The organism is Streptomyces sp. NPDC037054 (assembly GCF_055606745.1).
Genome location: NZ_JBVJSJ010000007.1, coordinates 182,093 through 205,154, shown reverse-complemented (window position 1 = coordinate 205,154; position 23,062 = coordinate 182,093). Strand labels below are relative to the sequence as shown.

The 23,062-nt window shown below is 71.9% G+C and carries 24 protein-coding genes; 8 read left to right on the top strand and 16 right to left on the bottom strand.

Annotated features, from left to right (window positions below):
* Positions 1 to 15 precede the first annotated feature (15 nt).
* The 8 genes from ACZ7D7_RS18820 to ACZ7D7_RS18785 all read right to left on the bottom strand — a co-directional run bounded on the left by ACZ7D7_RS18820 (position 16) and on the right by ACZ7D7_RS18785 (position 8,255).
* Positions 16 to 1,089, bottom strand: coding sequence for an MCE family protein (locus ACZ7D7_RS18820; protein WP_470825563.1), 1,074 nt, complete (start codon positions 1,087 to 1,089; stop codon positions 16 to 18).
* Positions 1,086 to 2,123, bottom strand: a complete 1,038-nt coding sequence (locus tag ACZ7D7_RS18815; RefSeq protein ID WP_470825562.1) for an MCE family protein — start codon at positions 2,121 to 2,123, stop codon at positions 1,086 to 1,088. Before ACZ7D7_RS18815 ends, ACZ7D7_RS18820 begins: the two co-directional genes overlap by 4 nt.
* On the bottom strand, positions 2,120 to 3,370 hold the full coding sequence (locus tag ACZ7D7_RS18810; protein WP_470825561.1) for an MCE family protein: 1,251 nt from the start codon (positions 3,368 to 3,370) through the stop codon (positions 2,120 to 2,122). The genes ACZ7D7_RS18815 and ACZ7D7_RS18810 overlap by 4 nt, the downstream gene beginning before the upstream one ends.
* 14 nt (positions 3,371 to 3,384) lie before the next feature.
* Positions 3,385 to 4,188: an MlaE family ABC transporter permease gene (locus tag ACZ7D7_RS18805; protein ID WP_470825560.1), complete on the bottom strand. Its 804-nt coding sequence runs from the start codon at positions 4,186 to 4,188 to the stop codon at positions 3,385 to 3,387.
* Positions 4,189 to 4,190: 2 nt separating this feature from the next.
* Positions 4,191 to 4,961 carry an MlaE family ABC transporter permease gene (locus ACZ7D7_RS18800; protein WP_470825558.1) on the bottom strand — a complete coding sequence of 257 codons (771 nt, stop codon included), beginning with the start codon at positions 4,959 to 4,961 and terminating at the stop codon, positions 4,191 to 4,193.
* Entirely contained in the window at positions 4,958 to 5,896 is a 939-nt protein-coding gene (locus ACZ7D7_RS18795; protein ID WP_470825556.1) for an ABC transporter ATP-binding protein, read from the bottom strand. The genes ACZ7D7_RS18800 and ACZ7D7_RS18795 overlap by 4 nt, the downstream gene beginning before the upstream one ends.
* Positions 5,897 to 6,104: 208 nt before the next feature.
* Positions 6,105 to 7,166, bottom strand: coding sequence for an RNA polymerase sigma factor (locus ACZ7D7_RS18790; protein ID WP_470825555.1), 1,062 nt, complete (start codon positions 7,164 to 7,166; stop codon positions 6,105 to 6,107).
* 54 nt (positions 7,167 to 7,220) lie between these two features.
* Complete coding sequence (locus tag ACZ7D7_RS18785; protein ID WP_470825554.1) at positions 7,221 to 8,255, bottom strand: lytic transglycosylase domain-containing protein; 1,035 nt, start codon at positions 8,253 to 8,255, stop codon at positions 7,221 to 7,223.
* A 295-nt stretch (positions 8,256 to 8,550) separates the two neighbouring features.
* On the opposite strand from ACZ7D7_RS18785, the gene ACZ7D7_RS18780 reads away from it, so the two are divergent.
* The 7 genes from ACZ7D7_RS18780 to ACZ7D7_RS18750 all read left to right on the top strand — a co-directional run bounded on the left by ACZ7D7_RS18780 (position 8,551) and on the right by ACZ7D7_RS18750 (position 14,381).
* Positions 8,551 to 8,802 carry a YkoF family thiamine-binding protein gene (locus tag ACZ7D7_RS18780; RefSeq protein ID WP_470825553.1) on the top strand — a complete coding sequence of 84 codons (252 nt, stop codon included), beginning with the start codon at positions 8,551 to 8,553 and terminating at the stop codon, positions 8,800 to 8,802.
* Positions 8,799 to 9,167, top strand: coding sequence for a helix-turn-helix domain-containing protein (locus ACZ7D7_RS18775; RefSeq protein WP_470825552.1), 369 nt, complete (start codon positions 8,799 to 8,801; stop codon positions 9,165 to 9,167). Before ACZ7D7_RS18780 ends, ACZ7D7_RS18775 begins: the two co-directional genes overlap by 4 nt.
* A gap of 224 nt (positions 9,168 to 9,391) precedes the next feature.
* Positions 9,392 to 9,910 carry a 2-oxo-4-hydroxy-4-carboxy-5-ureidoimidazoline decarboxylase gene (gene uraD, locus ACZ7D7_RS18770; protein WP_470825551.1) on the top strand — a complete coding sequence of 173 codons (519 nt, stop codon included), beginning with the start codon at positions 9,392 to 9,394 and terminating at the stop codon, positions 9,908 to 9,910.
* Positions 9,907 to 10,332: a hydroxyisourate hydrolase gene (gene uraH, locus ACZ7D7_RS18765; protein WP_470825550.1), complete on the top strand. Its 426-nt coding sequence runs from the start codon at positions 9,907 to 9,909 to the stop codon at positions 10,330 to 10,332. Before uraD ends, uraH begins: the two co-directional genes overlap by 4 nt.
* A 6-nt stretch (positions 10,333 to 10,338) precedes the next feature.
* Positions 10,339 to 11,262 (top strand): factor-independent urate hydroxylase, encoded by a 924-nt coding sequence (gene pucL, locus ACZ7D7_RS18760; protein ID WP_470825549.1) that lies wholly within the window; start codon positions 10,339 to 10,341, stop codon positions 11,260 to 11,262.
* A gap of 116 nt (positions 11,263 to 11,378) precedes the next feature.
* Positions 11,379 to 12,755: an 8-oxoguanine deaminase gene (locus tag ACZ7D7_RS18755; RefSeq protein ID WP_470825548.1), complete on the top strand. Its 1,377-nt coding sequence runs from the start codon at positions 11,379 to 11,381 to the stop codon at positions 12,753 to 12,755.
* 240 nt (positions 12,756 to 12,995) lie between these two features.
* Positions 12,996 to 14,381: a nucleobase:cation symporter-2 family protein gene (locus tag ACZ7D7_RS18750; protein ID WP_470825547.1), complete on the top strand. Its 1,386-nt coding sequence runs from the start codon at positions 12,996 to 12,998 to the stop codon at positions 14,379 to 14,381.
* 91 nt (positions 14,382 to 14,472) lie between these two features.
* Here ACZ7D7_RS18750 and ACZ7D7_RS18745 read toward each other — a convergent pair whose 3' ends face one another.
* From ACZ7D7_RS18745 to ACZ7D7_RS18720, 6 genes are all read right to left on the bottom strand, one after another.
* On the bottom strand, positions 14,473 to 15,132 hold the full coding sequence (locus ACZ7D7_RS18745; protein WP_470825546.1) for a peptidoglycan recognition protein family protein: 660 nt from the start codon (positions 15,130 to 15,132) through the stop codon (positions 14,473 to 14,475).
* Positions 15,133 to 15,253: 121 nt separating this feature from the next.
* Positions 15,254 to 16,132, bottom strand: coding sequence for a lysozyme (locus ACZ7D7_RS18740; protein WP_470825845.1), 879 nt, complete (start codon positions 16,130 to 16,132; stop codon positions 15,254 to 15,256).
* Between the two features lie 354 nt (positions 16,133 to 16,486).
* On the bottom strand, positions 16,487 to 16,909 hold the full coding sequence (locus ACZ7D7_RS18735) for an acyl-CoA thioesterase (RefSeq protein ID WP_470825545.1): 423 nt from the start codon (positions 16,907 to 16,909) through the stop codon (positions 16,487 to 16,489).
* A gap of 56 nt (positions 16,910 to 16,965) precedes the next feature.
* Entirely contained in the window at positions 16,966 to 17,613 is a 648-nt protein-coding gene (locus ACZ7D7_RS18730) for a hypothetical protein (protein WP_470825544.1), read from the bottom strand.
* Between the two features lie 216 nt (positions 17,614 to 17,829).
* Positions 17,830 to 18,702, bottom strand: a complete 873-nt coding sequence (locus ACZ7D7_RS18725) for a lysozyme (protein ID WP_470825543.1) — start codon at positions 18,700 to 18,702, stop codon at positions 17,830 to 17,832.
* Between the two features lie 249 nt (positions 18,703 to 18,951).
* A complete protein-coding gene (locus tag ACZ7D7_RS18720; protein WP_470825542.1) occupies positions 18,952 to 20,160 on the bottom strand; it encodes a pyridoxal phosphate-dependent aminotransferase in 1,209 nt (402 codons plus the stop codon).
* A gap of 87 nt (positions 20,161 to 20,247) precedes the next feature.
* Between ACZ7D7_RS18720 and ACZ7D7_RS18715 the strand changes: the two genes are divergently transcribed.
* Positions 20,248 to 20,874: a winged helix-turn-helix transcriptional regulator gene (locus ACZ7D7_RS18715; protein ID WP_470825541.1), complete on the top strand. Its 627-nt coding sequence runs from the start codon at positions 20,248 to 20,250 to the stop codon at positions 20,872 to 20,874.
* 95 nt (positions 20,875 to 20,969) lie between these two features.
* Here the strand turns inward: ACZ7D7_RS18715 and ACZ7D7_RS18710 are convergent, their stop codons facing one another.
* Together ACZ7D7_RS18710 and ACZ7D7_RS18705 are read right to left on the bottom strand one after the other, a co-directional pair.
* Positions 20,970 to 21,767, bottom strand: a complete 798-nt coding sequence (locus ACZ7D7_RS18710) for a hypothetical protein (RefSeq protein WP_470825540.1) — start codon at positions 21,765 to 21,767, stop codon at positions 20,970 to 20,972.
* Positions 21,767 to 23,041 (bottom strand): VWA domain-containing protein, encoded by a 1,275-nt coding sequence (locus ACZ7D7_RS18705; RefSeq protein WP_470825539.1) that lies wholly within the window; start codon positions 23,039 to 23,041, stop codon positions 21,767 to 21,769. The genes ACZ7D7_RS18710 and ACZ7D7_RS18705 overlap by 1 nt, the downstream gene beginning before the upstream one ends.
* Positions 23,042 to 23,062 lie beyond the last annotated feature (21 nt).

Sequence of the window (23,062 nt, the reverse complement as noted above, 5' to 3'; positions counted from 1 at the left end):
GCCTGACGGGGGAGTTCACCGGGCACCTCCCGTGCGCGGCACCACGGGCGCCGCGACCATGTTCTGGATGTAGCTGTCGAACCAGCGGCCGTTGCCGAGGGTGTTGGTGAAGACGCGGACGTAGGGCGCGAGCAGCTTGACGCTGCGGTCGAGGCTCGCCTGGTTGCGTTCGAGCATCTTCACGAAGACGCCGAGGTTCTTCAGGGCCGGGCCGATCTCCGCGCGGTTGTCCTCGACGAGACCGGACAGCTCCACGCCCAGCCGCGCCGACGACACCAGCAGTTTGTGGATCGCCGCGCGGCGCCTGGCGATCTCCTTGAACAGCTTGTCGCCGTCCTTCACCAACGCGCTGAAGTCCCCGGAGCGTTCGGCCAGCACCCCGGTGACGCCGTTGGCACGTTCGAGGAGTTCACCGAGCGCCTTGTCGCGGGAAGCGACCGTCCGGGAGATCCGCGACAGCCCCTTGATGGAGGCGCGCACCTCGGCGGGCGAGTCCCGGAAGGTGGTGGCGATGGTGTCCAGCGCCTTCGCGAGCTGCTGCGTGTCGACCTTCTCCGAGGTGGTCGTCAGATCGCTGAACGCCTGCACGACGTCGTACGCCGGGACCGTCCGCCGCAGCGGGATCTCGCTGCCCGGCCGCAACTGCCCCGGCCCCTTGGGGTGCAGCGCCAGGTACTTGGCGCCGAGGATGGTCTTCACCCGGATCGACGCACCCGTCGCGGTGCCGAAGTCCGGGTCGTCCTTCAGCTTGAACGTCACCTTCACGTGGTCGCCGTCCAGGTCGACGGACTCGACCTTGCCGACCTTGACGCCGGCGATGCGCACCTCGTCGCCCGCCTTGAGCCCGCCGGCCTCCGAGAACGCCGCGCTGTACCTCTCGCCGCCGCCGATCACCGGCAGGCTGTCGGCGTTGAACGCGGCCAGGGTCAGCAGGGCCAGCGCGGTGAGCCCGGCGGCGCCGACCGTCACGGGGTTGCGCTCCCGGAACGGCTTCAGGCGCGGACGGCGGAGTCTCCTGGGCAGTCGGGGCAGTCGGGGCAGTCGGGGCAGTCGGGGCAGCCCGGCCGGCCCGGGCAGTCGCAGTCTCATCCGCCGCACCTCGCCCGCGCCACGTGCAGCTCAGGGGTGAGTACCTGCTTCGTCTTCGGCAGCACGATCCGGCCGTCGAAGTCGCACAGGTAGAAGTTGAACCACGAGCCGTAGGACGCCGTCCCGGTCAGCTCGTCGAGCTTGTTCGGCAGCCGCTTCAGCACGCCCTCCACCGTCTTCTCGTTCTTGTTCAGCGTCCCGGTGAGCTCGGTGAGCTCCGCGATGTCGTCCTTCAGCGGCGGACGGGCCTCCTCGATCAGCCCCGAGGTGGCCTCCGCGAGGTTCCCGACGTTCACCAGCGACTCCCCGAGCGGCTTGCGGTCGGCGGACAACCCGGAGATCACCCGCCGCAACTGCTTGAGCAGCCCGGAGAACCGGCCGCCGCGCTTGTCGAGGGTCTCCAGCACCGTGTTCAGGTTGGTGATCACGGAGCCGATCAGCTCGTCCCGGTCGGCGAGCGTCGTCGTGAGCGACGCGGTGTGGGCGAGCAGGCTGTTCACCGTGCCGCCCTCGCCCTGGAGGGTCTTGACGATCTCCGTGGCGAGCTGGTTGACGTCGCTCGGACTGAGCGCCGCGAACAACGGCTTGAAGCCGTTCAGCAGCGCGTTGAGATCCAGCGCCGGCTGCGTCCGCGACAGCGGGATGGTGCCGCCCGGCGGCAGCCGGGTGCCGTCGCTGCGGCCCTCGGTGAGCGCCACGTACCGCTGCCCGACGAGGTTGCGGTACCGCACCACGGCCCGCGTGCTCGCCATCAGCGGCCGTTCGGCGCTCACCGTGAACGTGATCTCCGCCAGTGTGCGGTCCTTGATGCGGATGTCCTCCACCTCGCCGACCCGCACGCCGGCGACGCGGATGTCGTCGCCCTCCTCCAGGCCGGTGACGTCGCTGAACACCGCGCGGTAGCGGTCCTTCGGCTCGAACGAGACGTTGACGATGGTCGCCGCGAGCAGCGCCGTCGCCAGGATCGTCACCAGCGCGAACAGGGTGAACTTGACCAGGGGCGCCGCGGTGCGCCGTGCCGCTGTCGTGCTCATGCGACGCTCACCGCCGTCCCACGGGCCAGCGGGCCGAACAGCAGGGTCGTGACGGACGGGACCTCGTCCGCGGGAACGCCCAGCACGGGCGCCACCAGCGAGCCCACGGCCCGCTGCTCGGCCGAGGTGGCCGACACCGGCGGAGACCCGCCGCCCGGACTGTCGCCCGCACCGCCTCCCGACGTGCCGTCGTCGAGCTCGGTGTGCGGCGCGGGCACCCGCGGGTGGGGCAGACCGCGGCAGTTCGGCCCGGACCGCTCGCCGTAGCGCGGCTCGTCGCCGGGCTCGTACCCCGGGCGCTGGGGGACGACCTCCAGCGTGATCCGCATCTCCCCGCCCTGGAAGGCCTCCTCGGACGCCTCGCTCTGCCGGACCAGTCCGGCCAGCAGGCACGGGTACTGGGGGGAGTAGCGGGCGAACAGGTCCAGCGTGGGCCGCGACACCTCGCCCAGGGTGATCAGCCGGTCGCCGTTGTCGGCCAGGAACTCCTCGGCGGTGCCCGCGACCGTCGTCGTGGAGCGCAGGGCCGATGCCAGCCGGTCCTTCTCCTCCACCAGCGTGCGGCTGGTCGTGACCGTGTTGCGCAGGATCCGCATCAGGTCGGGCGCCGCGTCGCCGTACACCTCCGCGACGTCCGCGAAGCGTGAGATGTCCTCCTTCAGGGACGGCAGATGCGGATTGAGGCGCCGCAGATAGCCCTCCACCCGCACGAGGTTGTCGCCGATCCGGTCGCCCCGGCCCTCCAGCGCCGTCGCGAACGCCGAGAGCGTGGCGTTGAGTTCGCCCGGCTTCACCGTCCGCAGCAGCGGCAGCAGGTCGTTCATCAGCTGCTGCACCTCGATGCCGACCCGCGTGCGGTCCTGCGGGATGACGTCCCCGGCCCGGATCGGCCGCGCCGACGAGCCGGGCGGCGGCACCAGGTCGACGTACTTCTCGCCGAACAGCGTCTTCGGCAGCAGCCGCGCCCGCACGTCCGCCGGGATCGACGCGACGTGCTGCGGCTTGAGCGCGATGTCCAGGGTGGCCCGCGCCCCGTCCGCACGCACCTCGCGCACCTCGCCCACCAGCAGCCCGCGCAGCTTCACGTCGGCCCGCGGATCGAGCTGGTTGCCGAGCCGGTCGGCCTGCAGCGTCACCCGCACGACCGGCGTGAACGCCTGCTGGTAGACGGCCACGGCCAGCGACAGCAGCAGCGCCAGCACGGCGATGAAGGCGACGCCGTACAGCCTCAGTCTCAGTGGTCCCACGCGGTTCACCCGGCTCACCCCGCAATCCGTACGGTCGTGTTGGCGCCCCAGATCGCGAGGCTCAGGAAGAAGTCGAGGACGTTGATCGCGACGATCGATGTGCGCACCGCCCGGCCCACCGCGACCCCGACGCCCGCCGGGCCGCCGCTCGCGTGGTAGCCGTAGTAGCAGTGCACGAGGATGATCAGCACCGCGAAGACGATCACCTTGCCGAACGACCAGAACACGTCGACCGGCGGCAGGTACTGGTGGAAGTAGTGGTCGTACGTGCCCGTCGACTGCCCGTAGTAGCTCGTGGTGATGGTGCGGGCGGCCAGGTACGACGACAGCAGCCCGATCACGTACAGCGGGATCACCGCGACGAACCCGGCGATCATCCGCGTGGTCACCAGGAACGGCAGCGACGGCACGCCCATCACCTCCAGCGCGTCCGTCTCCTCGCTGATCCGCATCGCGCCGAGCTGCGCCGTGAAGCCGGCGCCGACCGTCGCGGACAGCGCGAGCCCGGCCACCAGCGGCGCGATCTCCCGCGTGTTGAAGTACGCAGACAGGAACGCCACGAAGTTGGACGTGCCGAGCTGGTTGAGCGCCGCGTAGCCCTGGAGGCCGACCTCGGTGCCGGTGAAGAACGACAGGAACGCGATCACGCCGACCGTGCCGCCGACGACGGCCAGCGCGCCCCGGCCGAAGCTCACCTCGGCCAGCAGCCGCAGCACCTCCTTCTTGTAGCGGCGCAGGGTGCGGCCCGTCCACGCCAGCGAGCGTCCGTAGAAGGAGAGTTGGGCACCCAGCTCCTCCAGACTCTTCAGCAGTGCCATGCTCAGCCCCTCTGCGGGACGACCTGGAAGTACACCGCGGTCATCACGAAGTTCGTCACGAACAGCAACATGAAGGTGATCACCACCGACTGGTTCACGGCGTCACCCACGCCCTTGGGACCGCCCTTGGCGTTGAGCCCCTTGTACGAGGCGACGATCCCGGCGATCGCCCCGAACACCAGCGCCTTCAGCTCGGCCGCCCACAGGTCCGACAGCTGCGCGAGCGTGGTGAAGGAGGCGAGATAGGCGCCCGGAGTGCCGTTCTGCAGCACGACGTTGAAGAAGTAGCCGCCCGCCACGCCCACGACCGACACGAGCCCGTTCAGCAGCACCGCGACCAGCATCGACGCCAGGACCCGCGGCACGACCAGCCGGTGGATCGGGTCGATGCCGAGCACCTGCATCGCGTCGATCTCCTCGCGGATCTTCCGTGCCCCGAGGTCCGCGCAGATCGCCGTGCCGCCCGCGCCCGCGATCAGCAGCGCGGTCACGATCGGCGAGGCCTCCCGCAGCACGGCGAGCACGGACGCGGCACCGGAGAACGACTGGGCGCCCAACTGCCGCGTCAGGCTGCCGATCTGGAGCGCGATGACCGCACCGAACGGGATGGACACCAGCGCCGTCGGCAGGATCGTGACGCTCGCGACGAACCACGCCTGCTGGATGAACTCCCGTGCCTGGAAAGGCCGTCGGGGTATCGTCCGCAGCACGTCCAGCGCCAGCGCGAACAGGTTCCCGGAGTGCCGCAGCGCCCCGGTCGGTGAGGCGCTCATGCGTCGGCCCCCTCGGCGCGGTGCAGTTCGGCCTCGCGCCGGGCGATCTCCCGCCAGCGCGGCGGACGCTCGATGCCGGGGCCGGGCAGCAGCCGGGGAGTGCGGGGCACGGGCTCCCCGGCCGCCGCCGCGTCGTCGAGCGCGGCGAGTTCCTGCTCGACCTGCGCGGCGTCCTTCTCCTCCGCCATGCCGATCGGCCCCTGCATCCGGCCGTTCAGGAACTGCCGCACGACCGGCTCGTCACTGCTCAGCAGCTTCTCGCGCGGCCCGAACATCACCAGCTCGCGGCGGAACAGCAGCCCGATGCTGTCCGGCACCTGGCGCGCCGAGGCGATGTCGTGCGTGACGATCAGGAAGGTCGCGTCGATCTGCGCGTTCAGGTCGACGATCAGCTGGTTGAGGTAGGCCACGCGGACCGGGTCGAGACCGGAGTCCGGCTCGTCGAACAGGATGATCTCGGGGTCCAGCACCAGGGCCCGCGCGAGCCCGGCCCGCTTGCGCATGCCGCCGGATATCTCGCCGGGCAGCTTCTCCTCCGCGCCGATCAGCCCGACCATGTCCATCTTCTCCAACACGATGCGCCGGATCTCGCTCTCGGACTTGCGGGTGTGCTCCCGCAGCGGGAAGGCGATGTTGTCGTACAGGTTCATCGAGCCGAACAGGGCGCCGTCCTGGAACAGCACGCCGAACAGCTTCCGCACCTCGTACAGCTCGTGCTCGCGCAGCTTCGTGATGTCCCGGCCCTGGATCGTGATCGACCCGCGCTCCGGCTTCAGCAGTCCGACGAGCGTCTTGAGGAACACCGACTTGCCCGTGCCCGACGGGCCGAGCATGACCGAGACCTCCCCGGCGGGCAGCGTCAGCGAGACGTCCTGCCAGATGACCTGGTGACCGAAGGACTTGGTCAGCCCTTCCACACAGATCTCGACACCCATCCGTTCACCCTTCGCCCGCCCTGCGCAGCTCCGACATCTGCTCTACGGGGAGGGGAGGCACGTCCGTCGCGGCGGACCCGGATTTTTTTCGACGAGTTTCCGGGCGGGTTACCGGGCGGGTTTCCGGCCGCGGTCCGACAGGGATCCGGCAGGGCTGGAGCGGGTCCGGCGGGGCCACGGCCCCCGGCGGAGCTGCGGCCTCGGTGGGCTACGGCAGGCGGGGGGTCGGCGCGTTCCCGGTCGGGGCGGGGAGTGGCGCGGACGGCACCTCGGTGGGGGCCGGTATCGAGGTCGCCTCCGGAGCGGACGGCAGCGCGGGCACCGAGGGCACCGCCGAGCCCACCGGCAGCTCCGGCACCGTCGGCAGTTCCGGGACGGCGGGCACGCTCGGCACCGGCACCGGCGCCGAGGTCAGCGCGGGCAGCGGGGACACCTCCGGCAGCGACGGCACGGACAGCGGCAGCAGCCCGCCCTCCTCACCCGGCCCGGTCGCGCCACGTCCGGGACCGGCCGGACGGGACGACGACCCCGGCGGCTCCGGGACGCGCGGCCCCCCGCCCGCGCCGTCGGCCCGCGGCGACTCCACGCCCCGGGACACCGGCGGCCGCGGTGCCGGACCGTTTCCGCCGTCGTCGAGCGCGTACGGCAGGCAGAACCCGGCCACCGCCAGCGTGGCCGCCGTCGACACCGTCGCCGCGGCCTGCACCTTCCCGCCGGACCGCGGCCGGCCCCGGCCGACCAGGAACAGCGCGAGCCCGAGCGTCCCGGCCAGCGAGTTGCGCAGCGTGCGCCGGGCGCGGGCCAGCAGCGACTCGACCGTCCGGTAGCTCAGCCCCATCCGCACGGCGACCTGGCCGACGTCCAGGTCCAGCGACTTCAGCCGCAGTGCCTCCGCCTGCCGGGCGGGCAACTCGCCGCTGCGCACCGCCAGCCACCGCGCCTCGGCCCGGTCGCACACGGCCTCGTCCACCGGCACCGGCCCCGGCGCGAGAAGCGTGGGGCTGGTGCGCACCTCGGCCTCACGGTTGACCTGCCGGTAGCGGTCCACGCACAGCCGCATGGTCACGGTCGTCAGCCAGGCCGCGAGGCGCTCGTCGTCCAGGTCCGGGCGCTCCGCCGCGCGCAGCATCGCCTCGTGCACGGCGTCCTCGGCGTCCTCCTGGCTCATGGAACGGCGCCGGGCCACCTTGAGCAGCTGCTCGCGGTGGCTCCACATGCGCTCCCAACGCTCGTGCGCCGCTTGCGCCTGTGCGGGCATGTCCGTCGCCATGAGGGCCCCTTCGCGCTCCCCGCCGGTCTCCGTGCCGTCCGGCGGGTGGCGACATTACCGCCCGGTAGGCGCGGTTGTGGAGGGGGCGGCGGCGACCGAGTCCGCACTGTTGCCGGTGAGGGGACCGCCGCTGGGCAGCAGGTCGCCGCCGGGCAGGCCGAGGGTCGGGGCGGGAGTGGGCAGTTGGGGTTCCCGGGTCCTCGGAGGCTCCTGGGTCGGCGACGGGGAGGGCGCCGCCGACCGGGCCGGCGTCCTCGACGGGCCGCCGCTCGGGGAGGGGGCCGGCGCCGGGGACGGCGGCGGGGTGGTCTCCGGCCGCCGGGACGGTTCCGCGCGCCGGGCGGGGGCCGCCGGGCCGTCCGGCACGACCCGGTGCCCGGCCAGGAAGTACGCGTACCAGGCCCGGACCGTGCGCAGATAGGCCGTCGAGCGGTTGTAGCCGAGGATCGCCCGGTCCAGGTCGGCGGGATCGGACAGATCCCTGCCGCCCGCGCACAGATAACGCCCGGCGGCCAGCGCCGCGTCGAAGACGTTGTGCGGATCGGCGAGCCCGTCGCCGTTGCCGTCCGCGCCCCAGCGCGCCCAGGTCGACGGGATGAACTGCATCGGACCGACCGCGCGGTCGTAGCCGGTGTCCCCGTCGTACCGTCCGCCGTCGGTGTCCCGGATGACGGCGAACGGGCCGCCGTCGAGGCGCGGCCCGCGGATCGGCGCGGTCGTCGTGCCGTCCGCCGTCACCCGGCCGCCGCGTGCCTGCCCCGACTCCACCTGGCCGATCGCGGCGAGCAGCTGCCAGTTCAGCCCGCAGCCGGGCGCGGTGCGGGCGAGTTCCGCCTCGGCGGCGCGGTAGGCGGCGAACACGGTGGCGGGCAGCGCGCCGCCCGCCACCGTGCCGCCCGCCACCGTTCCGGCGCCCTCGGCCGCCCCGGGCCCGGTGGCCCGCAGCGGCGGCAGTTCGGTCCGGTACGGGGTGTCACCGGACACGCTCGGCCCCGCCCCGGCCGGTGCCTGCGGGCGCTGCGGCGCGGAGGCCCGCGCCTCGGTGGGCGCCTGCGACGCGGTCAGCGCGGCCATCGCCGCCACCGCCACGGCCGTACCCTTCGCACCTCTGACCCCTCTCGCCCCAGTGACCCTTCTGCCCCCGCCGACCGTGCGTCCTGCCATGTCGAGCTCCCCTCCTGCGGACCGTCGTCGTCTGCTCTACGGGGGAGCCGGCCGCGTCCGTCGCCGAAGGCGCGGGGCCGTCGCGGAGGCCGGATCGCGCGGCGCGCTGTCCGCCGCGCCGGTCCGTTAAGGTCTCCCCAGGCGGACGGGGCGGTACGAGTCCGGGCCCGGCCGCTCACCTGGCGGCACGCCGGGCCCGAGGAGATGCCATGGGGGCACAGTGCGACTGAAAGTGGAGTTCACGACCGAGCCCTTCGACCTGGACGAGGCGCCCGCGCACGCGCTGGTGGCCCGCGAGGTCGTGGCGGCGGCCGAACTGGACGCCGTGGACGTGGGCCCGTTCGGCAACACGGTGGAGGGCGGCTGTGAACCGGTGCTCGGCGCCGTCGACGAACTGCTGCGCAAGACCCTGGCGGCCGGCGCCACCCGGATCTCGCTCCAGGTCAGCGTGATCGAGGAGGGCGACCGGTGACCGCCACCGGCGACGCGCCGTTCATCGCGGCCGTGAAACCGCTGGTCGACGCCATGGGCGGCGTGATGATCCCGCCCGACGAGGCCGGCCCCGACGACGTGGTGCTGTCGTGGGAGGGCGCCGACGTCGTCGCCGTGCGCCTGCCGCAGCTCGCCGACTCCCTGGACCACATCCTGGCCGCCATGGAGCGCCGCAAGGGCATGCCGCTCGCCGACCTGGACCGCAAGGCCAAGCAGGAGGTCGTCCGCGCCCTGGAGGCGCGCGGCGCCTTCTCCGTGCGGCACGGCGTGGAGACCGTGGCGGGCGCGCTCGGCGTCAGCCGCTTCACCGTCTACAACTACCTCAACCGCGAGAAGGAAGCCTGACGGCAGGCGGGCCTGACGGCACCGGGCGGGCCTGACGCCAAAGGGCCGGACCCGCGAGAAACAGCCCTGGTCAGGGCCCTGCCGTGAGCCTCTGAGGCCGTCGCCCGAACCCCGGGCGGCGGCCCCTTTTTCTTACCCCGAATTTTCAACAAAGTGTTGACGTGTTGTTTCGGAGGGCGTTAGCTATCGGCACGCCCGTTCAGCACAAGGCCACGGAGGCTCCCGTGACGACCAGTTCCACGCCGCCGGGCCTGGCCCGGTTCAACGCTCTGGAGGAGCACGCGGCCCACTCCGCGCTCCACGAGGCGTGCGCCGCGACGGCGTGGGTCGAGCGGCTCCTCGCCGCCCGCCCCTACGCCACCCCCGAGGACCTCTACGCCACGAGCGACGCCGCCACGGCCGCCCTGGCCGCGGACGACCTGGCCGAGGCGATGGCCGGCCACCCGCCGATCGGCCGCCCCCGGCCCGGCGACCCCACCTCGGCCCGGGAACAGCGCGGCATGGCGGGAGCCTCCGAGGACCTCAAGGCGGAGATGCTCGACCTGAACCTGGCCTACCAGGACAAGTTCGGTCACGTCTTCCTGATCTGCGCCACCGGCCGGACCGGCGAGCAGATGCGCGACGCGGTCAAGGAGCGGATCGGCAACTCGCCCGAGCAGGAGCGGGAGATCGTCCGCACCGAACTGGGGAAGATCAACCGCATCCGTCTGGCCCGACTCGTCGAAGAGGAAGCCCGAGCATGAGCACCAGCACCACCGCCTCCGTGTCCACGCACATCCTGGACACCAGCGTCGGCCGCCCCGCCGAGGGCGTCGCCGTCCACCTCTCCGCCCGCCCCGGGCGCGAGGCGGACTGGCGATCGCTCGGCGGATCGGCGACCGACGCGGACGGACGGTGCAAGGACCTCCCGGCCCTGCCGGAGGGGACCACCCACGTACGGCTCGACTTCGCCGTCGAGGCGTACTTCTCGAAGTCCGACGTCGCGGAGCCCGACGACTCCGCGAACCAGCAAGCCGATGCGCAGCAGGACGCCCCCGCGAATCGGGACAGCGGTGCCGTGTTCTTCCCCGAGGTGGCGATCACCTTCGCCGTGACGCCCGGGGAGCACTACCACGTGCCGCTGCTGCTCAACCCGTTCGGCTACTCCGTTTACCGAGGGAGCTAGCAGAAGATGCCCACGATCCTGGGACAGAACCAGTACGGCAAGGCCGAGAACCGAGTCGTAAAGATCACGCGGGACGGCGCCACCCACCACATCAAGGACCTGAACGTCTCCGTCGCCCTCTCCGGCGACATGGACGACGTCCACTACTCGGGCTCCAACGCCAACGTCCTGCCGACCGACACCACGAAGAACACGGTGTACGCGTTCGCCAAGGAACACGGCATCGAGTCCGCCGAGCAGTTCGGCATCCACCTCGCCCGCCACTTCGTCACCTCGCAGGAGCCGATCCACCGCGCCCGGATCCGCATCGAGGAGTACGCCTGGGAGCGCATCGAGACCTCCGACGCCAACTCGAGGTTCATCGGCGCCGACGAGGTCAAGCACTCCTTCGTCCGCAAGGGCCAGGAGACCCGCCTGACGCAGATCACCTACGACGGCGAGAGCTGGGAGGTCATATCCGGCCTCAAGGACCTCGTCGTGATGAACTCGACCAACTCCGAGTTCTGGGGCTACGTCAAGGACAAGTACACGACGCTCCAGGAGGCCTACGACCGCATCCTGGCCACCCAGGTCTCCGGCCGCTGGCGGTTCAACTGGACCGACGACGAGCAGCGGATGCCCAACTGGGAGAAGTCCTACGAGCAGACCAGGAAGCACATGCTCCAGGCCTTCGCCGAGACGTACTCGCTGTCCCTCCAGCAGACGCTGTACCAGATGGGCTCGCGCATCATCAACAACCGCGGCGAGATCGACGAGGTCCGCTTCTCCCTCCCGAACAAGCACCACTTCCTCGTGGACCTGGAGCCGTTCGGGCTGAAGAACGACAACGAGGTGTACTTCGCCGCCGACCGCCCCTACGGCCTGATCGAGGCCACCGTCCTGCGGGACGGCTGCGAGCCCCGCATCCCGGTGGACCTCAGCAACCTGTAAGTCGAGAACTCCATTTCGGCACCCGCGGCCGGGGGACGCCCCGCCTCCCCGGCCGCGGCACTCAAATCCCCCAGGGTCCTGCCGTGCCCTCTCCACGAAAGCGCAAAGGACGAACCATGGCAGCAGCCCAGCGCATCGTCATCGAGAACTGTGCCGTCGCGACCGTCGACGCCGAGGACACCGAGTACGCCTCCGGGCACCTCGTCCTGGCCGGCAACCGCATCGAGTCGCTCGGCGCGGGCAGGGCCCCCGAGGGCCTGGAGAACGTCGTACGCCGCATCGACGCCTCCGGTCACCTCGTGACCCCCGGACTGGTCAACACCCACCACCACTTCTACCAGTGGATCACCCGGGGCCTGGCCACCGACCACAACCTCTTCGACTGGCTCGTCGCCCTGTACCCGGTGTGGGCCCGCATCGACGAGAAGATGGTCCACGCGGCGGCCCGGGGCTCGCTCGCGATGATGGCCCGCGGCGGCGTCACCACCGCCATGGACCACCACTACGTCTTCCCGCACGGCTCCGGCGACCTGTCCGGCGCGATCATCCGCGCCGCCCGCGAGACGGGCGTCCGCTTCACCCTCGCCCGCGGCTCCATGGACCGCAGCGAGAAGGACGGCGGACTGCCCCCGGACTTCGCCGTCGAGACCCTGGACGGCGCGCTCGCCGCCACCGAGGAGACCGTACGGCAGCACCACGACTCCTCATTCGACGCCATGACCCAGGTCGCCGTCGCCCCCTGCTCCCCCTTCTCCGTCTCCACCGAACTCATGCGCCAGGGCGCCGAACTGGCCCGCCGGCTCGGCGTCCGGCTCCACACCCACGGCTCGGAGACCGTGGAGGAGGAGAAGTTCTGCCACGAACTGTTCGGCATGGGCCCGACCGACTATTTCGAGTCCACCGGCTGGCTCGGCGAGGACGTGTGGATGGCGCACTGCGTCCACATGAACGACTCCGACATCGCCGCGTTCGCCCGCACCGGCACCGGAGTCGCGCACTGCCCGTCCTCCAACGCCCGCCTCGCCGCCGGCATCGCCCGCGTCCCCGACATGCTGAAGGCCGGCGTCCCCGTCGGCCTCGGCGTCGACGGCACCGCCTCCAACGAGTCCGGCGAACTCCACACCGAACTGCGCAACGCCCTCCTCATCAACCGCCTCGGCGCGCACAAGGAGGCCGCCCTCAACGCCCGGCAGGCGCTGCGCCTCGGCACGTACGGTGGCGCGCAGGTCCTCGGCCGGGCCCGCGAGACCGGCTCCCTGGAGCCCGGCAAGCTCGCCGACCTCGTGCTGTGGCGGCTCGACACCCTCGCCCACGCCTCCATCGCCGACCCGGTGACCGCGCTGGTCTTCGGCGCCGCCGCCCCCGTCACCGCCTCCTTCGTGAACGGCCGCCAGATCGTCGAGGACGGCCGGCTGCTCACCGCCGACGAGGACGCCATCGCCCGCGACACCCGCGACGAGGCACGCCGGCTGGCGCGGATCGCCGCCCAGTAGACCCGTACGGCACCACACCGCCGCAAGGCACTTGATCTCCGGCCGGGAGGGACGGCTCCCGGCCGGTGGCCGTGGACCCCAGCGGGGTCCGTGGCGGCCGTCGCCGGGGCGCGCGTGGACGCGTGTGCCCCGGAACGGTCCCACCGTCACAGCGAAAGATCCGGTCCCGCACGACCACCCGCACCGCCTCCTTGACACCCACGTCAGAGCCGACGTGTAACCGACCGGAGGGAAGCCGCCGTGGCCGACCACCCAGTTGACGAGAGACTCCCCGCACTCAAAATGGCCACCACGGGCTTGCAGCACGTGGCCGCCATGTACGCGGGAGTCGTCGCCCCACCCCTGATCGTCGGCGCGGCCATCGGCCTGTCCGGCACCGAACTGACCTTCCTCACCGGCGCCTGCCTGTTCACCGCCGGCCTCGCCACCTTTCTCCAGACCCTCGGGATCTGGAAGATCGGCGCCCGACTCCCCTTCGTCAACGGCGTCACCTTCGCCGGCGTCGCCCCCATGACCGCGATCGTCGCCTCCACCGACGACAAGTCCGACGCGCTGCCGATCATCTTCGGCGCGGTCATCGTCGCCGGACTCCTCGGCTTCCTCGCCGCGCCCTTCTTCAGCAAGGCCGTGCGCTTCTTCCCGCCGGTCGTCACCGGCACCGTCATCACCCTCATCGGCGTGTCCCTGCTGCCCGTCGCGTTCGGCTGGGCCCAGGGACCGAGCCCCACCGCCGACGACTTCGGCTCGGGGACCAACCTCACCCTCGCCGCGGCCACCCTCCTCGTCGTGCTGCTGCTGCGCCGCTTCACCCGCGGCTTCGTCAAGCAGATCGCCGTCCTGCTCGGCCTCGTCGTGGGCACGCTCGTCGCGATACCCCTCGGCGTCACGGACTTCAGCCCCGTCACGGACGCGGACCTCGTCGGCTTCCCGACCCCGTTCCACTTCGGCGCACCGCAGTTCCAGGTCGCCGCCATCGTCTCGATGTGCGTGGTGATGGTCGTGTCGATGACCGAGTCGACCGCCGACATGCTCGCCCTCGGCGAGATCGTCGACCGGCCGGCCGACGAGAAGACCATCGCCGCCGGACTGCGCGCCGACACCCTCGGCTCGGCGATCAGCCCGCTGTTCAACGGCTTCATGTGCAGCGCCTTCGCGCAGAACATCGGCCTCGTCGCGATGACCCGCATCCGCAGCCGGTTCGTCGTCGCCGCCGGCGGCGGCTTCCTGGTGCTGATGGGCCTGTGCCCGGTCGCCGCCTCGCTCATCGCCGTCGTACCGCGTCCGGTGCTCGGCGGCGCGGGCATCGTCCTGTTCGGCTCGGTCGCCGCGAGCGGCATCCAGACCCTCGTACGGGCCGGACTGGACAAGGACAACAACGTCCTGATCGTGGCGGTCTCGCTGGCCGTCGGCATCATCCCGATCAGCGCGCCGGAGTTCTACCACTCCTTCCCCGAGACCGCCCGGATCGTCCTCGACTCGGGCATCTCCACGGGCTGCGTCGTGGCCGTCCTGCTGAACGTCGTCTTCAACCACCTCGGCAACGGCGGACGCGAGGCCTCCGAGGTCACCCACCCCATGGAGGCGGGCGAGGAGATCACCGGCGCGAAGGCCCCGGTCACACCGTGAGACACCACGACGCCCGGCCGGGGGAGCCAACCCGGCCGGGCGTCGTGCCGCGCCCCGCGCGTCCGGGGCCCGCGCCGGCCCCGGCCCGCCGTCACATCCGGGCCGCGACCTCCTGCCGCAGCCGCGGCAGCATGTCGTGGAACACGCCGGGGCAGAGCGTGTCGCCGTAGTCCTTGTGCCCGTAGATCTGCGTCGCGGGAATGCGGTACTTGGAGCACACGTACGCGCACAGCAGCACCAGGACGTCCCACTGGGCGCCGGGCGGGGTGGCGCCGTCGTGGTACGAGCCCTCGTTGGCGATGCCGATGGCCGAGTTGTTCTGCCCCGAGGTGTGGGAGGCCTGCACGAAGGTGGTGCCGCCGGTGAGGGTGCGCAGGCTGCCGTGCCGTCCCTCCGTGATCCAGCCGCCCCGGCTGACCAGGAAGTGGTAGCCGGTGTCCACCCACCCGTTCTTGTCCATGTGCAGGTTCTGCACCCAGTGGGCGTGGTTGTGCGCCTGGGCCCGGGAGAAGTCCGCGGTGTTGGCGCTCACCGTGTGGTGGACGATGATCTTGCTCGGCCGGTAGTTGAGGGTGCTGATGGTGCCCTTGGGGGCGCGGGCGCCCCAGGTCGCGCAGGAGTCTATGTCCGGTTCGAGGGCGGCGGCCCGGGACCGCGCGGCGTGCGCGGTGGCCGGCAGGGCGGTACCGGCGACCAGTCCGGCCGTCGCGGCCAGCAGGAGGCGGCGCCGTAGGGCGTTCTCGGCGTTCACGATCACTCCTCTGCGGAGGTGGGGAGGGCGGGGGGTGCGGTGGAGCCGGCAGCCGGCCGGCTCCACCACGTGATCGCGTGCTGGGGAGGGGAAGGCGCGGGCGTCGACGCGCCGCGCCGCGTCAGGTGTTGTTGGCGAGCGCCAGCAGCCTGTCGCGGGAACCGTTGAACTGGTTCCGGTCGGTGTTGCCCGAGACACCGGGGACCGAGCCGGTGCTGGTGTACTGCCACACCGTCCAGGTCGGGAAGCCGGCCGGGATGGTCGGGGACGAGGCGCCCCAGTGCGCCGCCCACAGCGGGCTCAGGGCGCCCATGCCGCCCCAGTTGCCGGTGCAGGTGTTCCACCAGCTGGCGGTCGTGTAGATCACGACGTCGCGCGAGGTGCGCGCCTTGTACGTGTTGTAGAAGTCCATGATCCAGCTGCGCATGGCGGTGGTGGACAGGCCGTAGCACATCGCCCCGTAGGGGTTGTGCTCGATGTCCAGCACGCCGGGCAGGGTCAGGTTGTCGCGCGACCAGCCGCCGCCGCTGGAGGCGAAGTAGTTCGCCTGTGTGGCGCCGTTGGAGACGTTGGGCCGGGCGAAGTGGTACGCGCCGCGGATGACGCCCGCGTTGTAGGCGCCGGTGTAGTTCGCGTTGAAGCGGTCGTCCTTGTAGCTGGTGCCCTCGGTCGCCTTGATCCAGGCGAACTGGATGCCGGAATTGCGTACCGAGCCCCAGTTGATGGCGCCCTGCCAGTGCGAGACGTCGATGCCCTGGACGCCGTCGGTCGGCGCGAGGACGCCCAGGGAGCGTCCGTCGGCGGCCGGGGCACCCTCGTGGATGCGCTGGCCCACACCCATGTAGGCCTCGCCCGGCTCGACAGTGACGCGGTCCTTGCCGGGCTTGGGCGCGGCGTTCGCACCCACCGCCGTCGTGGCCGTCAGTGCGAGAGCGGCGCCGAGCACGGCCAGTGCCGTGGTCGTCCGTCTGGCAGTGGAACGGCAGCTGAGCGAGAACATGGCTTCCTCCTGGTGCATGTGGGGATGGGGGAAGGAGGTGACGTCGGCCGCTGCCACCAGGGCAGTTGGAACAGAGTTGACGTGCGCGCGTCATTAGTTACGCACGTGGGCTCCGAGCGTGTAAAGAGTCTCCAGACCTCTCTGGTGGTCTGGTCCACTGTAGGAGCAGATGGCCTGGACACTTGGGAACCGGGCGGCACAAACTTTCAGCGAGTGAAACCTGAGGGTTACTCAGTTTCGTTTCCGCAGGCGGGATTTCGGCCTCGCGTGGCGCGCTGGGCGTGAAGTTCACAGGCCCCGTGCGGCGCGCCGGTCATAAGGTTCGTGAGGCCGTGTGCGCGCGTCGCGTGAGGTTCAGAGGCCCAAGAGGCTCGGGTCGGAGGCGAGCGCGCGGAAGTACTCCTCGGGGTCCGCGACCAGCTTGCGCGCCTTGAGGTCCATCAGTCCGCCGACCGCCGAGATCTCCGCCGACACCGTGCCGTCCGCCTTGCGGATCGTCTGCTCGATGCGGAAGGTCCTGCCCTCGCTCCAGGAGAAGGCGCACGTCACCGTCACCTCGTCGCCGGCCAGCAGCTCGCGCCGGTAGCGGATCGTCGTCTCCAGCGCCACCGGCCCCACGCCCTTGCCCACCAGCGCGGCCTGCGCGATGCCGGCCGCCTGGAGCAGCGACCAGCGGGCGTGCTCCGCGTAGTTGAGGTAGACGCTCTGGTTGAGGTGGCCCTGCGTGTCGGTCTCGTACCCGCGGACGGTCACCGGAACGGAGAACGGCTCGCTCACGGTTGCCCCTTCTCGTCGTGGACGTCTGTTCGGTGGGGTCGATCCTTGCATGGTGCTCACACCCGGCGGGGCGAGGCCAGCAGATAGCGCTCCCGTGTCCGCGGCTCGGTGTACTCGCCGGCCTGCCAGCCGGCCTCCTCCAGCGTGGCCGCGCAGGCGCGCAGGACCGAGGCGTCCGGCGCTCGTACGGCCACGGAGTCGGGCTGCGGTGTGGCCCGCACGCGGTAGCCGTCGCCGTCCGGTCCGGCGGGCCGGTGCCCGGCCGCCTCCAGCGCGAGCGCCGCGGCGCGCACGAGGTTGGCCCGCTCCCAGCCGCAGGGCCGGTCGACGGCGCCGTCGGTGTTCGTCATCCGCCGCAGTTCCAGCAGCCCCTGCCAGGCGCTCTGCACCTCGCGGCGGCGGGCCGGGGTGGAGGGTGCCGCGTCCTCCTCCCCGCCGACGCGCGCGGCGAAGGGGCCGCGGTCGGCCGGCTCGGGAGCGCCGGGGGCCTCGGGAGCACCTGGTGCCTCGGGCCGGGCCGCGTCTTCCCGCGCGCGGTGCCCGGCCGGCGTGAGGAAGTGGTCGTGCGGAGGCCGCGGATGGCGGAAGGCCAGCCCGCGCCCGACCAGCGCGGCGAGCTGGGCGTCGCTGCCCCTCAGCCGTCCGGTCACGGGGTCGGCGCCCTCGATGACCCGCAGCTGAGCGGCGGTGGGCGGTCGCGCCACGGCGGTGGCCTCCTTCCCGGGACGGGGTGGTCACCTGCTGCGCAGCGTACGACGCGGGTGTGACAACGCGGGCACGCGCGGGCACGTGGGCACACCCGTGCGGGGGGCGCGGCGCCCGGGCACACGGCGCCGCCCTCCTCCGGGCCGGGCCGGAGGAGGGCGGCGCTCACGCGGTCACGGCGCTCACGCGGTCACGGCGTCACGCGGTCGCGGGCGTCACGTGTTGTTGGCCAGCGCGAGGAGCCGGTCGCGGGTGCCGTTGAACTTGTTGCGGTCCACGTTGCCGGACACACCGCTCACCGAACCCGTGCTGGTGTACTGCCACACCGTCCACGTCGGGAAGCCGACCGGGATCGTCGGGGAGTGGTTCGACGTCCAGTGCGCCACCCACAGCGGGCTCTTGGTGGACATGCCGGTCCAGTTGCCGGTGCAGGTGTTCCACCAGCCGGCGGTCGTGTAGATCACGACGTCGCGCGAGGTGCGCGCCTTGTACGTGTTGTAGAAGTCGTTGATCCAGGCGCGCATGGCCGTGGTGGACAGGCCGTAGCACATCGCCCCGTAGGGGTTGTGCTCGATGTCCAGCACGCCGGGCAGGGTCAGGTTGTCGCGCGACCACGCGCCGCCGTTGGACGCGAAGTAGTTCGCCTGCGTGGCGCCGCTGGAGATGTTGGGGCGCGCGAAGTGGTACGCGCCGCGGATGACGCCCGCGTGGTAGGCGTTCGTGTAGTTGGTGTTGAAGCGGTCGTCCTTGTAGCTGGTGCCCTCGGTCGCCTTGATCCAGGCGAACTGGATGCCGGCGCCGCGCACCGCGGTCCAGTTGATGGCGCCCTGCCAGTGCGAGACGTCGATGCCCTGCGGGCCGGTGTAGTGGTCGAGGGTGCCCAGCTCGGGCTCACCGGCGGGCTTGCCCTCGTGGACGCGCTGGCCCACGCCCATGTAGGCCTCGCCCGGCTGGATCTTGACGGGGTTCTTGTCGGGCTGGGGCGCCGCGGTCGCGCCGCTCGTGGCGGTCGCCGTCAGGGCGAGCGCCGCGACCGTGGCGCCGAGCGCCGCGCGTCTGGGGAAGCGGGAGGAACGGAACGAGAACATGGCTGCCTCCTGGCACAAGTGGGGTTCGGGGGAGGAGGTGACGTCGGCCGTTGCCACTGAGAGGTTCCGTGCAGATCTGTCGTGCGCGCGTCATTAGTTACCCACGAGTGTCTACGCGTGTAAAGGCCTCACCAACTCCGCTGGTGGTCTGGTCCACTTGAGGAGCATGCGGCCAGGCAGACCGTGCCGGAGGCGGCGCGAACTTTCACGCGCTGAAAGCTGAGTCCCGCTCTGTTCCGCACGGCCGGTTCACTGCCGGTACCCGCTCAGGAAGCGGCCGATCCGTCCGATCGCCGTCTCCAGGTCGTCCGCGTGGGGGAGCGTGAGGATGCGGAAGTGGTCGGGGGAGGGCCAGTTGAAGCCGGTGCCCTGGACCACCTGGATCTTCTCCTGGAGCAGCAGGTCCAGCACGAACCTCTCGTCGTCGTGGATCCTGTGCACCTTCGGGTCGAGGCGAGGGAAGGCGTAGAGGGCGCCCTTCGGCTTCACGCACGTCACGCCGGGGATCTCGTTGAGCTTCTCCCAGGCCACGTCCCGCTGTTCGCGCAGCCTGCCGCCCGGCGCCGTCAGCTCGCGGACGGACTGGCGGCCCCCGAGCGCGGCCTGGATGGCGTACTGGGCGGGCGCGTTGGCGCACAGCCGCATCGACGCCAGCATCGTCAGGCCCTCCAGATAGTCCTTCGCGTGCTGCTTCGGGCCCGTGACGACCAGCCAGCCCGAGCGGAAGCCGGCCACCCGGTACGTCTTCGACAGCCCGCAGAAGGTGAGGACGACGAGGTCGGGCGCGAGCGCCGCGGTCGAGTGGTGCACGGCGTCGTCGTAGAGGATCTGGTCGTAGATCTCGTCCGCGAACACCATCAGGCCGTGCCGGCGGGCGAGGTCGAGGATGCCCTCCAGGACCTCCTTCGGATACACCGCGCCCGTCGGATTGTTGGGGTTGATGATCACGACGGCCTTCGTGCGGTCCGTGATCTTCGACGCCATGTCGTCCAGGTCCGGGTACCAGTCGGCCTGTTCGTCGCAGAGGTAGTGGACGGCCCTGCCGCCGGCGAGCGTGGTGACCGCGGTCCACAGGGGGAAGTCCGGGGCGGGGACCAGGATTTCGTCGCCGTCCTCCAGCAGCGCCTGTACGGCCATCGACACCAGCTCCGAGACGCCGTTGCCGAGGAACACGTCGTCGACGTCCACCTCCAGGCCGAGCGTCTGGTAGCGCTGCGCCACGGCCCGGCGGGCCGAGAGGATGCCGCGCGAGTCCGTGTAGCCGTGCGCCTGCGGCAGCATGCGGATCATGTCCTGGAGGATCTCCTCCGGCGCCTCGAAGCCGAAGAGCGCCGGGTTCCCGGTGTTGAGGCGCAGCACGCTGTGGCCCGCCTCCTCCAGTGCGTTGGCGTGCTCGATCACCGGGCCGCGGATCTCGTAACAGACCTCGCTGAGCTTGCTCGACTGCCGGAACTCCATGCGCCGCCGCCTCTCCGCCAACTGGTGTTGCTTGGTTTTACCAAGTGTCGGCTTGGAAAGTCCAACGACATGTCTAGACTGCGTCGCATGCCACCCCGCAGAAGCTACGACCAGTACTGCTCCGCCGCCCGCGCCCTCGACGTCGTCGGCGACCGCTGGACCCTGCTGATCGTCCGCGAGCTCCTCGCCGGTCCGCGGCGCTACACCGACCTGCACGCCGACCTGCCGGGTGTCAGTACGGACGTACTGGCCTCGCGGCTGAAGGACATGGAGCGGGACGGGCTGGCCACCCGGCGCAGGCTGGCGCCGCCCGGCGCGGCGTACGTGTACGAACTCACCGCGCGGGGAAGCGCGTTGCTGCCCGTCCTCCAGGAGCTCGGGCGGTGGGGACAGGGCGTCCTCGGGGAACGGCGGCCCACGGACGCGGTGCGCGCCCACTGGTTCGCGCTGCCGCTGCTCAGGCAGCTTCAGGGCGAGGGCGTGGTCGAAGTGCGCCTGGACGAAGGGGAGTTCCACCTGTACCTCGGCGCCCGGGACGGCGCCGTCTACGGGGACGGGCCCGCCCCGCGCGACCCCGACGCCCGGCTCGTCCTCGACACCGCGACGTGCACGGCCGTCGCACGCGGCGAGCTGAGCGTCGTCGACGCGGTGCGCGCCGGACGCGTCCAGGTCACGGGCGAGGGGACTCCGGCGAAGGCACTGCGGGAGGCGTGACCCCGTGGCGGACATGAGAGGGCGGGGACGTGAGGGTGCGGGGACATGAGAAGGGCCCGCCTCCCGGGCGGGCCCTCCCTGTCGGCCGAGTGCGCTCAGGCGCCCGGCGGCACCCTTGACGGGCGGCCCGAGCCGCGGGTCAGGGCGTAGCCGCCGATGCCGGCGAGCGCCGCCAGCAAGCCACCCGCTCCCGTCCACACCCAGCGGTCGGACCACCAGCCGGAGGCCCAGCCGTCCTCGGGTTCGAGCCCGGCCAGTGCGGCCACTGAACCCTCCTCGTCCGTCTCGGACTTGAGGGCGACCCCCGGAACCAGCGGCTCCGCCAGCGAGCCGTCCACCGCGGCCGAGCCGCCGACGTCCTTCGCGTCCACCAGGACCTCGGCGTCGACCGGCAGTCCGAGGTCGGACGTCGGAAGCCCGACCGCCGTGAGCCGGACGTAGTACGTGCCCGGCAGCGGGTCGTTGGCCCACGGCTCCGACCACGCGCGCACCGTACGCAGCACGCACGTCAGGGCGACGGAGGACGTGCCGGACTCGGCGGTGCGCCTCTGCGCCCCGTACTGGCAGGCCTGGCGCCGCCGCAGCCCGTCGTACACGTCGATCTGCCAGGCCTGCGCCGCGTGTTCGCCGGGCAGCCGGACCGTGGCGCGGACGGTGGGGCGCTGTCCCGCGTCCGCCGGGAAGGACCAGTACAGGTAGTCACCGGCCGAGCCGTCGGCCGTGGCCCGCTGCCCCTGCTCGATCTCCGCCGCCGTACGGAACGACGTACCGGCCGAGGTCGGCGCTGAGTCGTCCCCGGGCGGGCTCGCCGAGGGGGACGCGTCGGCCGCGGCGGGTGCGGCGGCCAGTCCCAGGGTCAGCAGGGCTGCGCTCAAGCAGCGTGCGACACGCATCAGTTGGTCCTCCAGACCGCGACCCGCCAGCGGGACAGCCAACCCCAAACCAGACCGGCCAGGAACCCGGCGAGCACGAGCGCGCCGAGCAGCCACCAGCCGCGGCCGAGCCCGAACGACGCCACGTCGTCCGCGTCGCCCGGCCCGTCCACGACGTCCACCGTCAGCTCGACCGGCAGACCGGGCGTGGCCGGCACGCCGGACGCCGCCGCGAAGGAGTTGGTGACCACCAGGCACACGGTCTCGGCGGCCGGCTTGTCGGTGTCGGCGCCCTCGATGTCGGGCTTCGGGTAGCGCAGGCCGGTCGAGATCACGTCGGTGCGGCCGTTGCCCGCCGCCTCGCCGCGCACGATCTCCCGGCCGCGCACGGTGACCGCCCGCAGCAGCACCCCGTGGTCGGGGCGCACGGCACGGTCGGCGGCGACGCTCACCGCCGCGCGCAGCTCCTGGCCCGGCAGCACGTCGACGCGGTACCAGCGCTGCTGCCCGAACTCCTCGCGGTCGGTGAACAGCCCGGACCTCAGCGTCGGCGCCTTCACGCACGCGTCACCGCCCTCGACGGCGACCGGCGTCACCACCGGGTCGGCCGCGCGGTCCACCAACTGGTTGACCTTGTCGGTGAGTTCGTCGGTGTGCTCCACCGACGTGTACGTCCCGCCGGTCGCCTCCGCGATGCAGCTGAGCTGTTCGCGCATCTTGGTGTTCGGGACCAGGCCGAGCGTGTCGATGGTCAGCCCGATGCCCTTGGCGGCGATCTCCCGCGCCACCTCGCACGGGTCGAGCGGGGCGCAGGTGTCCTCGCCGTCGCTGATCAGCACGATGCGCTTGGAGCCGGTGCCGCCGTCCAGGTCGTCGGCGGCCTTCAGCAGGGCCGGCCCGATGGGCGTCCAGCCGGTCGGCGCGAGCGTCGCCACCGCCGCCTTCGCCTCGGTGCGGTCCAGCGGGCCGACCGGGTAGAGCTGCGCGGTGTCCTTGCAGCCCGTCTTCCGGTCGTCGCCCGCGTAGTCGGCGCCGAGGGTGCGGATGCCGAGCCGGACCTCCTCGGGGGTCGCGTCGAGCACCTCGTTGAAGGCCCGCTTCGCCGCGGCCATCCGTGTGCCGCCGTCGATGTCCCGGGTGCGCATGGAGCCGCTGACGTCCAGCACGAGATCGACCTTGGGTGCGTCCTCGCCCGTGGGCTCACCGGCGGCCGCCGTGACCGGGAACGCCGCCCCGGCCGTCAGCGCGGCGAGCAGGGCGCACATCCCTGCCGCCAGCCGTGTTCGTCTGATCATCGGCGGATCCTATTGATCTTT